The 14,523-nt window shown below is 58.5% G+C and carries 14 protein-coding genes; 4 read left to right on the plus strand and 10 right to left on the minus strand.

Going from position 1 to position 14,523, the window contains the following annotated elements; translation table 11 throughout:
- The 4 genes from F6X40_RS39200 to F6X40_RS42970 form a co-directional block, all read right to left on the minus strand.
- The coding region (locus F6X40_RS39200; RefSeq protein WP_187631573.1) for an NAD(P)-binding protein at window positions 1-231 on the minus strand (231 nt) is incomplete at its 3' end.
- A 282-nt stretch (window positions 232-513) separates the two neighbouring features.
- Window positions 514-870 carry a hypothetical protein gene (locus F6X40_RS39205; protein ID WP_187631574.1) on the minus strand — a complete coding sequence of 119 codons (357 nt, stop codon included), beginning with the start codon at window positions 868-870 and terminating at the stop codon, window positions 514-516.
- A gap of 78 nt (window positions 871-948) precedes the next feature.
- A complete protein-coding gene (locus F6X40_RS39210) occupies window positions 949-1,620 on the minus strand; it encodes a substrate binding domain-containing protein (protein WP_262421718.1) in 672 nt (223 codons plus the stop codon).
- A complete protein-coding gene (locus tag F6X40_RS42970; RefSeq protein WP_262421719.1) occupies window positions 1,562-1,936 on the minus strand; it encodes a LysR family transcriptional regulator in 375 nt (124 codons plus the stop codon). The genes F6X40_RS39210 and F6X40_RS42970 overlap by 59 nt, the downstream gene beginning before the upstream one ends.
- Window positions 1,937-2,529: 593 nt before the next feature.
- Here F6X40_RS42970 and F6X40_RS39215 point away from each other — a divergent pair.
- Together F6X40_RS39215 and F6X40_RS39220 are read left to right on the plus strand one after the other, a co-directional pair.
- Complete coding sequence (locus F6X40_RS39215) at window positions 2,530-2,826, plus strand: hypothetical protein (protein ID WP_187631575.1); 297 nt, start codon at window positions 2,530-2,532, stop codon at window positions 2,824-2,826.
- Window positions 2,827-2,857: 31 nt separating this feature from the next.
- Window positions 2,858-3,898 carry an AraC family transcriptional regulator gene (locus tag F6X40_RS39220; protein WP_187631576.1) on the plus strand — a complete coding sequence of 347 codons (1,041 nt, stop codon included), beginning with the start codon at window positions 2,858-2,860 and terminating at the stop codon, window positions 3,896-3,898.
- A 175-nt stretch (window positions 3,899-4,073) separates the two neighbouring features.
- On the opposite strand, the gene F6X40_RS39225 is transcribed toward F6X40_RS39220, so the two are convergent.
- The 6 genes from F6X40_RS39225 to F6X40_RS39250 form a co-directional block, all read right to left on the minus strand.
- Entirely contained in the window at window positions 4,074-5,312 is a 1,239-nt protein-coding gene (locus F6X40_RS39225; RefSeq protein ID WP_187631577.1) for a porin, read from the minus strand.
- 282 nt (window positions 5,313-5,594) lie between these two features.
- The gene (locus F6X40_RS39230) at window positions 5,595-6,932 is read right to left on the minus strand and encodes an MFS transporter (protein ID WP_187631578.1); all 1,338 of its coding nucleotides are present in this window, start codon (window positions 6,930-6,932) and stop codon (window positions 5,595-5,597) included.
- A gap of 164 nt (window positions 6,933-7,096) precedes the next feature.
- Entirely contained in the window at window positions 7,097-7,849 is a 753-nt protein-coding gene (locus F6X40_RS39235; RefSeq protein ID WP_187631579.1) for a carboxymuconolactone decarboxylase family protein, read from the minus strand.
- A gap of 137 nt (window positions 7,850-7,986) precedes the next feature.
- Window positions 7,987-9,042, minus strand: coding sequence for a 3-keto-5-aminohexanoate cleavage protein (locus tag F6X40_RS39240; protein WP_187631580.1), 1,056 nt, complete (start codon window positions 9,040-9,042; stop codon window positions 7,987-7,989).
- 452 nt (window positions 9,043-9,494) lie between these two features.
- The gene (locus F6X40_RS39245) at window positions 9,495-10,703 is read right to left on the minus strand and encodes a CaiB/BaiF CoA transferase family protein (RefSeq protein WP_187631581.1); all 1,209 of its coding nucleotides are present in this window, start codon (window positions 10,701-10,703) and stop codon (window positions 9,495-9,497) included.
- 150 nt (window positions 10,704-10,853) lie between these two features.
- On the minus strand, window positions 10,854-11,657 hold the full coding sequence (locus tag F6X40_RS39250; RefSeq protein WP_316251886.1) for an SDR family oxidoreductase: 804 nt from the start codon (window positions 11,655-11,657) through the stop codon (window positions 10,854-10,856).
- 402 nt (window positions 11,658-12,059) lie between these two features.
- On the opposite strand from F6X40_RS39250, the gene F6X40_RS39255 reads away from it, so the two are divergent.
- Together F6X40_RS39255 and F6X40_RS39260 are read left to right on the plus strand one after the other, a co-directional pair.
- A complete protein-coding gene (locus F6X40_RS39255; RefSeq protein ID WP_187631583.1) occupies window positions 12,060-12,248 on the plus strand; it encodes a hypothetical protein in 189 nt (62 codons plus the stop codon).
- Window positions 12,249-12,405: 157 nt separating this feature from the next.
- Window positions 12,406-14,085: a fatty acid--CoA ligase gene (locus F6X40_RS39260; RefSeq protein WP_187631584.1), complete on the plus strand. Its 1,680-nt coding sequence runs from the start codon at window positions 12,406-12,408 to the stop codon at window positions 14,083-14,085.
- The last annotated feature ends 438 nt before the right edge of the window (window positions 14,086-14,523 follow it).

A 14,523-nucleotide genomic window follows, 5' to 3' on the forward strand; every position in this document is an offset into this window, starting at 1 on the left:
GCCGTGGTCGCGGGCGTGGGCGAGATAGATGACCTGCTGTTGCTGGACATCGCGAGTGCCTGCCGCGATGGTGTGCAGCATGGGCTTCCAGATATGGGTTGCACTTTTGTCGATCAACGTGACCTGACCGCGGCCGCTGCGGCCAAGCGTGTTGCCCAGCCTGGTCGCGAGCAGAAGTCCAGCGATGCCGCCGCCGACGATGACGATCCGGGTGGTCTGGCGCGTTGTCAAATATCTCTCTTGCATGATCTCCTACTCCCTTTCGCGTTTTACAATACTGGTCAGTATAGTTATCAAGGTCACCGCCCCACGTCAACGAAAATAAACTGTACGGTTTATGTATGGCAAGATCGCAGCATTGAGAGTCGTAGGCCAGCGGCTTGGACGGGATGCTCATCGACATGGCTTGTTCGTGCGTGATCGTCATCGGGGCGAGTCTCCACCTCAGAGATTCAGCCCGATCGCGACCGCTTGTGTATCGATGAGAACGGGTGAATGAAGTGCGCGGTGAGTCTACGTCCAGTACTTGAAACTGGTCACGCTTCGCTCGTAGCCAGTCATGCTACGGCGCTCGCGTCGAATGCGCACGGGAGAGTTGTATTCTTCTAGCATTTGCGTGGCGGGGCGGCCTTGCGTCGGGACATGCGCCTTCCGTTCGGAACGGTCGGCGACGGTAGCAACAGGCGAGGGCTCGGCGTTCTCTGGACTCTCTGCGGCCAGCCATTCGAGCGGCAATTGCGCATTCGCACCGACGACGAGAATGGCCTGCATCAGACCGGGCGTTTGAGACTCACACATTGCGGCAATTGCCACAATACACGCGGCAACGACATAGCTTGCCCGAATGCGAGGTAGTCTGATCGTATACATCTTGCGTTCTCCATCACGCGCGAAAGAAAGTCACACAGCGCGTTTTTAATTGACCAACGACGATAAATATCTGACGGTTCAGGTTGTATTGCGTACATCAGAAAGGCCCGAAGCCAATCGAATCTGCGCAACGCGATTGAGCGCTTCACTGGCGGGCACGCTCCCGAAACTGCTATCGAGCGTTTCCCTCAGGTGCGACGTCATAAAGTCGACGTAGGTTTTGATCTTCGCGTCGACATGATGTCTACATGAATAGACGACGAACACTCTCGTGCGTTGAAGACGACACTCAGGGAATAACTGAATGAGCTTTCCATTCCGGATGTCGTCAATCACGCAATGGACCGGCAATGCCGCGATGCCTGCGCCTGCCAGCGTCGCGAGACGGGTCGCCTCGGTGTCGTTGATGACGAACTGGCTGCCCGCTTCAGGTTCCGCGGACCTGACGAGGCTCAACCTGATGGGATGGTCATCGGGTTTGGCGTTGAAGGGGATCGGCGTCAGCGCATGATCTTCGAGGTCGCTCGCTCTTTCGATCCGATGCGTCTGAAGAAAGCCGGGCGCGGCCACCAGCACACGTTCGCATTGCCAGATCAGCTTGCATACGTTGCGCGAGTCGGGCAGCGTCGGCGCGGACACGATGGAGACGTCCACCTCGTCTGCGATCAGGTTCGCCATACGCGGCAGGAACTTAAGATGCACTGAAACGGCAGGAAAACGCCTGCGATATTCGATGATCGAGTGCGTCAACTGTCCGAGGCCGAGATCGGTTACGCAGTGAACGCAGAGTTTTCCGCGCGCGGGTGTGGGCGTCGCGTGCCTCGGCTTCGGCATCGTCGAGGTCGGCCAGGACCCTCTTGCACTTCTGGTAGTAGCGCTTGCCGGGTTCCGTCAGCGATACCCGACGTGTCGTGCGTTGCAGGAGCCGCGCCTGCAGCTGGTCTTCGAGTGACAAGACGGCACGCGATACGTTCCCCTTGCTGCAACTCATATGCTCCGCAACGACGCTGAAGCTTCCCGCCTCGACTACTCGGGAGAAGATGCGCATGCTCATGAACTTGTCCATGGAACCGTTCACCTCGTGCTGTCTGATTCGGGTCGCTCTTCAGCGGAATGAGACTTTCCCGCTTGAAAGAACGATAGACCGAGGCGAACGATTGAACCATCCCTACATTGGGATCGTCGCTTAATCCATGTGGTCAGCCGGCGATACGTTGGTATAGGTGTCGATCTTGCTGCGCAGACTGTCGCCAGCCAGCGGCATTTCGCCGGCTCGGTAGCCTGTCGCGTCGAACAGGTCCAGTCATGGCAGAGAGAGGATATCAATGCCACCGCGCCTTTTCCGACCAGGCGGCGCGTTTATCAACCGAGGATCAAACATTCATTGTGTTGCATCGACCGGTTGAATCCGCCGAGCGATTCGGACGCTCATTTTGAAAACCTTGATTCCGAAAAAGATTGAGGTGGTGTTTCAGTTACGACGAAAGCCGTCGCGTTGCGCCAAGGTGTGTCGCTCGTTGCCAGCCTGATTTCTCCTTCTGGCGCAAAATTCCAGATGCACCTGGCGCAGCTTCATGCTCGCGATTGCGCGATGTCTGGTCAGATCAACGGATGCGGCGAAGGCTCGCTGGGCGCTTCGTCAATGGAGGCATTTCCAACGTGATCCGCAAGAACCACTTCGTAATCGCCGGCGCGTTGCCGATCGCGCAGCGGGGGCACCATCAAGGCGACATAGAGGCCAAAACGTCATGGTCATGTCTTGCGCAAGCGCGTGAATACGAACGCGTTGTGCTTCTTTCGTTTCCCACTGCTGTGACGCCAGTCGGTCGCTTTGTTGATAAAATCATGTCCGACAACATCTCTGTTTCTTCAAGGAAATCACCTAGGACCCGCCAAAGAGCGCGCGTTGCCCGGCACTACAATATCGCGCCGCCATCAATGTCCCGAACCCCTTAATGCACGAACTCCGGCAGGAGGAGACCCAAAGATGAAGGGCGCATCCAAAGAGGAGAAGTCCATCCCGATCGGCGCGCTCAATTCGCTGCCCGTCGTCATGCTCGAACATGGTGTGGACCCATGGGCGCTTCTTGAATCCTTCGGTGTCACCCGAGAGGCGATGGCTTCGCCGTTGACTCCTCTCGCCACGGTAACGCATGGTCGGATCCTGGAAGCCGCAGCAAAGCGGATGCGCTGCGAACACGTAGGATTGCTCCTCGGCCAACGTGCGACGCTCGATAATGTAGGGCCATTGCGTTTCCTTGTCCTCAATGCGCCAACAGTGCGTGAGGCGATCGAAAGCCTTATTCGTTTTTGCGGACTCTGGTATCGGGGATTGCACGTCCAGATGACTGAAGACGAAGGCTACGCCTGCATGTCGGTTTCGATCGACCCAAACATTCCTGGTGCGCGGCATTTGCTCACGGCGTACCTCGCGGCAAATGTCCGGATTCTGGAGTTGATCCTCGGTCGGGCGTGGCGGCCGACTCTTGTACGGATCGCGTTCCGCAAGCCAAAAGCGAGCGCCTTGTACGAGCAACATTTCCAGGCGCCGGTCTGGTTTGGCCAGGCTCAATACGAGGTCCTGTTTCCACAGTTGCTGCTCGACCAGCCAAGGTTTAGTCACGACCGGCAACTTGCGCGTTTCCTTTATCAGCACATGAGTGAGCTGCAGGATCGCCAGGGCGGAGACTTCAGCTCTCGTGTCAGAGAGGTGATCGAAAAGCTATTACCTGATGGCTGTACGTCGCAGAAAGTCGCTGAGTTCTTCGCGATACATCGGTTCACGCTCTATCGCCACCTTAGCGAACTTGGCACCAGCTATGACTCAATGTTTGAAGATGTCAGACGCAATCTGGCAGATCAGTTGCTGGGCCAGACGGATATCCAGATCGCCGAAGTGGCGATGCGGCTGGGGTATGAGAATCAAGGGAACTTTACGCGGGCCTTCAGGCGGTGGTACGGCTGTACCCCCAGCGAGTGGCGCAAGTCCAAAGCACGCGTTCGAGCTGGCTCCGTCGACGCGCCGTGAACCGCACCTACGCCCGAAGCCAATCCGGGATAATCAGCTTCACACGTTGAATACGATACCTGCGGTTCAAGTCTGCCTCTGCTGAAGCTCGCGCGGCATTGGTGTCGCATCGTGCGACGGGCGACGAAACAACCGGCCTGCCGAGGCATGTCGCGCAAGCCGGTTTCTCAGCCGGTCAGAAGTTATGACGCAATCCGATATTGACCGCCGCCGTGCCCATTCCCGGCGCGACCAGTGCGCCATAGGTAATGCCTTGAGTCATATCACCGTGGTTATTGACCCAACCCACCTGTGCATAGGCGACGGTTGACTTGGAAAGGCTGTAGTCAGCGCCGGCCGCCACTTCGAGCGAAGTGTTCTTTGAATCGTTTCTGTCCTTGATGTAGTAGAGACCACTCGAGACATTGAACGCCGGCGTGAACCGGTAGCCGAGGCCGACTGAATACAGATCGAGGCTCGTACCGCCATTCGGATTCAACGCACTGCGCGGAGCCGGATTCGCGCCATTGCTATATGACGCCGAAACCGAGAAGTCCTTGATCGTGTAGAGCGCGCCAACGTACCAGTAGCGGTTATTGTTCAGCCCAGTCGCGGGCACCGCCGTCGCGGCCGTGGACGACACCGTCGTGAACGGATTCGTATCGTGTCCGGTGTAGTACAGCGCAGCGAGCCTCAGACCATAGCCCGAGTATTTCAGCACCGCCGACTCGCGCGTGCCGCCCTGAAAATGTCCCGCGACACCGCCCGGCGCATATTCCAGATCAGCGCTAATGCCGTAGAAGTTCGGCGATCTGTAGACAATCGCGTTACTGTCGTATAACGCGCCGATGGGTCCATTGGTGCTGGTGCCAGGCCAGCCCGCCGCTGAGTTCAGGCCGATCCAGGCACCCAGAATACTGCCGAAATACTGTGCGTGGCGAGCGTCCGTCTCCCCCATCGCATAGATCATTGGCGCAATCTGCCGACCCGCATTGATCGAGCCAAACGGGCCATTTACGCCGGCTGTCGCGATCTGGTTGAAGAACCCCGGGACGCCCGCCGTGTCCGACTGACCATTCTTTCCGGTGCCAGTGTCGAACGAGCCTTGCAGCCTGAAGTTTGCCGCGTAACCGCCACCTAGATCCTCGGTTCCCTTCATACCCCAGACACTTGAATAGATGCCCCCGTCCTTGAAGCGATAGACCGCCCCGAGGTTGCGCAGCGCATTCGCGACCGAAGCCGCCGCAGCCGGCGGCAGACGAGTACCCGGCGGCAGTCCAGTCAACGTCGAAGGGTTGGCGCTAACGACCGCCGCGGAAGTGCTCTGATACAGCAGACCCGAGTCAAGGACGCCGTACAGCGTTACTGACGAGTCCGCGTGAGCCGAGTTCCCGATCACGGCCATAGCGGCTGCAGCTACCCATTTCAACTTCATACAGTCTCCTGATTGTCAATTGCATTGGTAAATCTACAACTGCCTGCGTTCGAGACTGCTCGCGCCATACGCTTCACATGGCGCCGCAATCCTTCTCTTAATGCCGGTTCGCGCTCTATACATTTCGGATGTCTAAGTTGCTCACTTACGCCGGTCAAGATGAGACAAGCGCTGACCCCGGCTGTTACGGCGACTTCGAACGGACGCCCGTTTTACCCTTTCCAAACGGACCCGAGCACTCCGCACGGGCCGTGTTATCGGAAATATGAATGACAACAGGCCTTACTGGCGTTCACGAAGCCGGGCGGCCGATATGCCGGCGAGCAGCGCGACGGTGCCGATCAGCAACATGCAGCCGATGACATCAAACGCAACATACAGGCTGCCAGTACGCGCTTTGATCGCACCAACCGTGATGGGACTCAGTACTGCCGCCAGCGAACCGATGCTGCTGACGAGCGCAATGCCGCCCGCCGCGGCCCTTGCGCTGAAAAACGCTGGCGGGATCGTCCAAAAGAGCGGTACCGCGGCCAGGCACGCGGCGGCGCCAATGGTCATGAAGACAGTCGAGAGCGACACGTTGGCTTGCAGCACATGCATCAACCCGAACGAGACCGCGGATGTCAGCATCGTCGCGGCGAGGTGCCAGCGGCGTTCGAGCCGCCGGTCCGAACTCCGTCCGAGCAGATACATCGAGGCCAGGGCGAGGAGGTAGGGGCCACTCGCTATCAAGCCAATGCGGTGCAAATCGGTGATGCCGCCCTCTTGCAGCAATGAAGGCATCCAGTACGCAACCGTGTTGGTCCCCGAATAGAGCGCGAAAAACACAATGCCGGGGACATAGGCCCGCGGGTCCCGCACGACCTGTCCGAATGACTGACTTTCGTGCGTGCGCGAGTCCTGATCCAGCCGAAGGTTCTCGGCCACAATGACCTTTTGGCGATCGGTAAGCCACGTGACGTGCGAAGGACTGTCGTCGAGCCAGAACCACGCGAATACGCCAAGCGCAATAGCGGGCAGTCCTTCGAGGACGAAGAGCACTTGCCAGCCCTTCATGTCGTACCAGCCTTCGAGACCGGTCATGATCGCACCGGCGAGCGGCCCGCTGACCATCCCGGCCACAAATCCCGACATGAAGAAGATTGCGGTCACGCGCCCCCGTTTCCATGACGGAAACCAGTAAGTGAGGTAAAGGATCACGCCCGGAAAGAACCCTGCTTCCGCGACGCCCAAGGCGAAGCGGGCGATATACAGACGCGCCGGCGTGTTGACGAAGCAGGTCAGCGCGGTGACCATGCCCCACAGCACCATGATGCGCGTGAGCGTCGCGCGCGCACCGACGCGCTGCATGTACAGGTTACCGGGTATTTCGAACAGGATGTAGCCGACAAAGAACGCGGTGGCGCCAAACGCATAGGCTGTATCGCTCAGACCGAGATCGTGCGCCATGCGCAACTTGGCAAACGAAATGTTGATCCGGTCGATCGAGTTGACCGCATAGGCGAGAAACAAAAACGGCAGCAGGCGCCATGCAATCCTGCGGTATGTCTGCCGCACTTCGGGTGACGTGCGCGACTCGCCCATTGCTGCGGCCTGAGGCTGCAAAACGCTATCACTCATGGTGTCTTCTCCTCTGAACAAGGCGGCTCGCGTGACTGTGCGCCGCTTTCATCACAGCATTTGATACGTCGGCGTCTGGGCGCAGGACATCGGGTTATCGCAGGCTCCGCCCCGCTGCTTCGCAGGCGCAGACACGGAGCCTGCACGTCCGATTAACCTCGTTCTCATCGGCGAGTTCGTTCGTATTCTTCAAATTCCGCCTGAAGCAGCGGCACGCCGACCTCGCAGGCTTCGATCCCCTGGAGGCTCACGATCTTCAGCACTTCGAGAATCTGCTCCCGGCTTGCACCCAACTCGAGTGCTGCGCGGATGTGACGGCGTGTGCCATGCGCATACAGATGGGTGATGGCGGCATCACCGGCGATGCACAGAAACTCGATCCATAGCGGCGGCAAAATGTTGTCGGTCCACAACCCCAGTCCCATCGCGAGAAATTTCTCGAGGTACTGCGGGTCCCAGCGATAAATCGTTTCCCACAACGGATTGAACATACCGTTCGCGCGCACCTTATCGCACACAGGCGTGGCCGAAGCGGGAGCGGCTTCGTCGGCAATACCCGCGTGCGCCAGCTCTTCGGCGAGAATCGGCACCCCCAGCGCGCAGGCATGAATGCCGATCACGCTTGCGAGCTTGAACACCTCCATGATCTGCGCGCGGGTCACGCCCAGGTGCAACGCATCGCGCACGTGGCGGCGAACGCCGGGACCATACAGATGGGTCGCCGTCACATCGATGTTCAGCCGGACGAGTGCGGCCAGTTGTGGCTCGAGGACGTCGCTCGTCTGCGTACTCTGGCCGAGCTTCATGAAGGACTCGGTCCATGTGGGGTCCCACTGGGCGAGCGGGTCCAGCGTGGGGTCCACGAGGCCCGCGGCGCGCATCACGTCGTAGTTAGGTGTTGGTTGTTTCGCGGTCATTTGACTGTGTGTACTGGAAGATAGAGGTTGCCGCGCCGCGCGAGACTTTTTCAGCCGATCAATCGCGCACCGGCTTGCCGATAACCGATCGGCCGCCCCCGCTCCTAAGCAAGGACTCCGGCCGATGCGCTCGTGGTTTAGCCGTGGCCCGGCACCGTAAAGCCGCGCTGGGCGGATTTGCGGTTCGGAGCCATACCGAGGGCCGCAACCGTCTCATCGGCGCTCTGATACCACTTGCCGATCTTGTAGATGCGCTTCGCATCTTCGCCGTTGGCGACATCGCGCCCCAGTTCGCGAGCGATCCGCACGGTCTGCTCGATCTGCTGGACAGACGTCATGCGTTCGCCCTTGCGTCCCCACAGGTTGTCTTCGATCCCCACCCGCACGTGCAGTCCCATCGCAATTGCCATCGCGTTCATCGGCAAGACCGCGCGCATTGCGCTCTCGATGGTCAGCACCGAGCCGTCGGGCGTACGACGCACGAACTCGATCAGGTCGGCGGGATGCAGACCCGCTGCTCCGCCGCCGATTGCGACGTAGTTGAGAATCAGCGGACCGGTGTACAGGCCGCGCCGGATCAGCCGTTCGACGCTCTCAAGTTGATGGACATGGCCCAGCATGAAATGCGGCTGGATGCGCGCTTCCGAAAGACGTCGCAGGTGTTCGATAAAGAACGACGGCTTCGCATCGACGACCATTTCCGAATACGCTTTGAAGTACTCAGGCTTTTCAAGGATGGTGCCGGCCACGTCGTCGGGTGCGAGCAACTCGCAAATGTTCATCTGGCTGGAGTTGATCGTGATGGTGACCTGGTCGGGCTTCGGGTTGAGCTCCGCGAGCATGTGTCGCGTATCGTAGTCGAGCCACTGCGCGTCCTTCCCTTCGCCTTCCGGCGCAAACGAAATCGAACCGCCAACCTGCAGAAGCATCTTCGGCACCGCTTCGCGCAGCAGTCCCAGCATCTCGTTGAACTTCGAGAGGCGCTTCGAGCCCTTGCCGTCTTCTTCCCGCACGTGCATGTGAAGGACGGTGGCGCCCGCGTTATAGCAATCGACGGCTTTCTGGATCTGGGCATCCATGCTCACCGGAATGTCGTCCGAGTCGGTCGGCAGCCATTGCGGTCCGTACGGCGCAACCTGGATCACCAGTTTTTCCTGAACTTCGGGGAAAAGGCTATCGTCGAGAAAATTCATAAGCATCTCCAGTAGTAAGGGATGACCGGCCGCGTGGGCTGGTCCGTCCATTCAACTTTAAGGAAATGCAGGTCCTCCCATTTGTCATGTCGTCATGTGGTTTTATCATCCTGTCACAGCAAGCATCGGGACTTACCCTCTTCGCATGTCCGCGTTTGCGGACGATTGCTAACACGTGCGCTTGCTTTCCGTAGGCCGGATGCGAGTACGCAGTCATTGCGCGCGGCGCCAGAAAAATACTGCGGTGCAGGGTCGCAGAACGTGCACGGACCGGGCGCGGGCGATGGCTCCGTGCCCGGGGGGCGTCGTTCAGGCTTGAGAGGCGGGAGGTCGATGCGAAGAAGAACGGCGGTGCGGTGTCGCCGGTATGCCCTGGTAGATGTGACGAGTGCATCGCGCACGTCACTGGCGGTTTCATTGACGATTCTTCGATTTCGCCCGAGCGAGCATGATCAGATGACGCCGGCGGCCTTCAACTCGCGCAACCGCTCAGCGGACACATCGAGCAATTCACCCAGTACTTCAGACGTTCCTTCGCTCAATGGCGGGGGGATGCGACGCACCGGCAAGCGCTTGCCGTCGAAGCGGTATGGCGGCGCAAATACATCGATCGCGCCGGCCACTGGATGCGGATGCGACGTCACGAGTCCGGCATCGCGGACGCGTTTTGACGTCAATGCTTCGTGCAAGCCCAATACTTCACCGCAAGGGATATTCGAGCGGACCAACCGATCAAGCAGGCTCTCACGCGTGCGTTTAGCAAGTTCGCGATTGACTTCAGGAAGAAGCGCATCGCGATGCTTTGACCGGTCGAGGTTGGTCTGGAATCGCGGATCGGCTGCAAGGTCCGGTCGCTCGATAACATCGCAGCAAAAGCGGGAGAACTGCGCGTTGTTGCCGACCGTGATCACGAGCGGGCCGTCGGCAGCGTCGAACACACCGTAAGGAACAATCGACGGATGCGCGTTGCCGTAGCGCGGCGGATCGCCGCCCATCAGCAAGGCTTCGAGGCCGTAGTACGCGGTGATCGTCAATCCACAATCGAACAGCGCCATCTCGATCGAGCGACCCTGGCCTGTGCGTTGCCGCTGATACAGCGCGGCCAGTATCGCCTGCGCTGAGTACATGCCGGTGAACAGATCCACGACCGCCACGCCAAACTTCAACGGCGGCTGATTCGCCTCCCCATTGATACCCATCAGGCCCGCTTCCCCCTGAACGACGAGGTCGTAGCCCGGCCGCGTTGCTTCAGCACCGGTGTGGTCGTATCCGGAAATCGAGCAGTAAATCAGGTCTTCGCGATCGACACGCAAATCGTCATAGCCAAGCCCAAGCCTCGCTGCACCACCGACCTTGAAATTCTGGATGACGATGTCGCATTCTCTTGCCAATGCGCGCGCCAATTCAGCACCTTCTGTCGACTGCAAGTTGAGGCCGACGGAACGTTTGTTCCGGTTGACGCTATTGAAATAGGCCGTTTCGGAAGCACCGACTCGCAACCCCCAGTCACGCGTGTCGTCCCCCCTTTCCGGATGTTCGACCTTGATGACCTCGGCGCCCAGATCGGCCAGCACCATGGCGCACCAAGGTCCGGCAAGAATGCGGGAGAGGTCCAGGACGCGCACGCCCGCTAGCGGTAGCGCCGTTTTGTCAGTCTGCAACGTGTCTCTCCGTGTTGAGTTGTATACGACAGCATTCGTAGATACGTCACAAGACGATAAATGAAGGATGATTCACCAGACCGGCCGAGCATTCGGCGGGGGAGTATCGGCTTGGCAGCCGTCGTACATTTCGATTTCATATAACAGTGGTCAAATGACCGAGCCGCCGTTCGGGCTGAGCACCTGACCTACCAGGTAGTGTTCACCCGCCAGATAGACGACAGTCGACGCGTACTCTTCCACAGTACCAAAGCGGCCCAGCGGGCAGCTTTGCCACAGTCGATTGCGACCTTCGTCGCCGATTTTGTCGAGATAGTCGTTAAATGCCGGGGTGGCCACTCCGCCCGGCGCCATCGCGTTGACGAAGATATTCGCGCCGGCCACTTCGAATGCAACCGACTTCGTGAATGCAATCACCGCTCCCTTGGTTGCGCAGTAATGCGGGCTATGCGCGCTCTTGATCGACAGTCCAGCAATCGACGCGATATTGATGATCTTCCCGTCGCGCTGCGGCTCCATCAGCTTCAACGCCTCCCGTGTGCAATAAAAGACGCCGTGGACATTGACGCCCCAATAACGGTGCCACTCCTCATCGTCAATCTCACTCGTGAACCCCAGCGACTGGCGCGGTACGGGCGTTTGCATGTACGCATACAGCTTGTTGCGACGCTCTGTGTCAATTGGACGATTAGGAGTCAGCGCTGCATTGTTGACCAGAATGTGCAGTGTCCCAAAGCGCGCGACGACCTGCGCGAACAGATTGCTCACCTCCGAACTGGACGAAACATCGCATCGCAAGGCGAGGCATTCGGCACCGCATGCTTCGACTTCGGCGCGGGCTTCTTCCAGCGACTGATCGTTGACATCGCAAATCACCACGCGTGCGCCTTCTTTGGCCAGCGCTTCCGCACAAGCCTTGCCGAGCCCGGGCCCCGCGCCGGTAACGAGTGCCACTTTGTCTCTAAGTTTCATCAAGCAACCTCTTAAAGGGTAATAAGGCGATCAATCCTGCAACAGCCTTGTCGCGACGGGAAACCGCGCCGGACAGGCGTCGCGTCTCGATTCAGTGTAAGGACGCAGCTGATTTCCCGTTATTCTTCTCGTCACGCATTTTTATCTTTTCGTCACTTTAGATCTCGGCGACACATCTTCCGGGCATTGAACCGCATGCCCGTCTTGCAGAGGCAGATTGTCAGATTCGACATCGACGTCGACAATTGCGCGAGAAATGTCAACCTGGCGACCGAGCGTTGATCGGGCGCTCGATGGTGTGCGCGCCAATGGATCAGAAATACCAAGTATCTAGTGGAGAGCAGTTAGGAAACTCGGGCAATTCCCAATGCGAGGAGTGTCGAAATGATCAGCATCAGTTACAAAGTGATGAACTCGCTCCGGGAAACCTCTCTACAGTTGCCTGCACGAGCACAGCAAGACTCGCTGTACGTGATGACGTTGCCCGGCCGGTATCCAGCGCCTGCAGAACAAGCATTGGTCAACCACCTGCGCGGACCCGTTACATCGTTTTCCGATGTCGGGTTTTTATGATTCTTTTATTCACGATTTCAGTTCATCTTCCTCAGCAGTCCGCCTATTTCCATTGGAATAGGCAAAAACGATACGGGCGATCGACGATAATCGACGTAAAGATTTTATGATCTGGCGTTCCTAGTCGATACACATGACACAACCGGAAGGTGCCGTAATGAACCGACAAACAGTACAAGAGCAGGCGACGGATACGAAGGTATCAGCCTATGCGTACCCACTATTGATCAAGCAGTTGCTGCATACGCCGCTCGCCCATGCACCCGAACAGGAAATCGTTTATCTCGGCAACCGAAGGCTGACTTATTCGATCCTGCCAGAACGCATTGCGCGACTGGCAAACGGTCTGAGCGGCCTTGGCGTAGAACATGGCAGCACAGTGGCGATCATGGATTGGGATAGTCATCGTTACCTCGAATGCTATTTCGCGGTACCCATGATGGGAGCCATATTGCAGACCGTCAACGTCCGCTTGTCCCAGGCGGAGATCCTGTACACGATCAATCATGCCGGCGCCGAGGTGCTGCTCGTTCATACCGATTTCCTGCCGACGATCGAAGCGATCAAGGAGCAGTTCGAAACAGTGCATACCATTGTTCTGATCGACGACGACGGCGCGCAATGCACACACACGATCCGGTTCTCCACCGAGTATGAAGCGATTCTCGCCGCAAGCTCGCCGAGGTTCGACTTTGCAGACTTCGACGAAAACACTCGCGCCACTACGTTCTACACGACGGGCACCACCGGATTACCAAAGGGCGTCTACTTCACCCATCGCCAATTGGTTTTACATACCCTTTCAATGATGGCCGCACTGGCTAGCCCTGTAAGTGGCCAGCGCTTTCATCGCGGCGACGTGTACATGCCGCTCACGCCAATGTTTCATGTACACGCATGGGGCATGCCCTACGTCGCGACCATGCTGGGTGTGAAGCAAGTCTATCCCGGCCGCTACATTCCGGACCGATTGCTCGAACTGATACGCGATGAAAACGTCACGTTCTCGCATTGCGTCGGCACCATTCTGCACATGCTGCTGAGTTCGTCGTTGTCCAGACATATTGATCTCAGCCACTGGAAGGTCGTGATCGGCGGCGGTGCGTTGCCTCATGGTTTGGCGCGCGCGGCGCTCGAACGGGGCATCGACATTTTCGCCGGATACGGCATGTCCGAAACCTGTCCCGCCCTCAGCCTCGCGCAACTGAAACCGGGGGACGCTACGCGTGATGCCGCCGAACAGTTGCGCTTGCGCTGCACTACGGGCCTGCCGTTACCGCTGGTTGAGTTACGCGTTGTCGACGAGCAGATGCGCGACATGCCGCACGATGGCAAGGCGGCGGGTGAAATCGTCGTGCGCGCGCCCTGGTTGACCCAAGGCTACCTGAAAAACGAAGCGGCCTCCGCGCAACTGTGGGCGGGCGGCTATCTGCATACGCAGGACATCGCCAGCATCGGCACTGATGGCTATTTGCAGATCACCGATCGTCTCAAGGACGTGATCAAGTCCGGCGGCGAGTGGGTGTCCTCGCTCGAAATCGAAAGTCTGATCTCCCGACATCCAGGCGTTGCTGAGGTTGCCGTAATCGGAGTCCAAGATACGAAATGGGGCGAACGCCCGGTGGCGTTGATCGTGCTCGCAGAGGACCACACTCCTCCGGTCACCGAGGATGAAATCACCAGGCACGTCCTCACATTCAGTGACAAAGGGGTGATCTCCAAATATGCGGTGCCGCAGATCGTCAAGTTCGTCGACTCGCTGGAGAAGACAAGTGTCGGGAAAATCAACAAGAAGCGGTTGCGCGAACAGTTTCCCCAGGCAATAACTGGCAGGTGACGCTACGAGTATTCTCGAATATTAGTCACAACACTTCCGGTGTTGTCGATCGCGAGGTGGGCTTTTTGGAATGGGTCGTCGGCGCCCAGACACGCATCGACGTCTTCGTGCATTGCGTCGGCGAGACCCAGTGGATTTACGTCAACGCGGAGCATGGGGACCGAGTATGCCCTTATGTATGTCGGCACGATCGCGCATGGAATGCCGAACACCCGACGCACTGTCCGAAGGCCGAACGACCGTTAGCGAGCGTGAAGCCGACGAATGAGTGTCCACTCGGGCGGCTTGGCGAACGTCTCTTCATGGCCGGGGAACGAAACCGCTCGCGCGGTAGAGGGCTCCGGTCCGACGCGGGAGGTCAGGGCGAGGCCGGTCACGCGGTTTTATGTTGGCGAATGAGGCAATCCGCCTCGTTCTCCAGCAGGAGCCGAATCATGA

The organism is Paraburkholderia sp. UCT31 (assembly GCF_014397655.1).
Lineage (GTDB): Bacteria > Pseudomonadota > Gammaproteobacteria > Burkholderiales > Burkholderiaceae > Paraburkholderia > Paraburkholderia tuberum.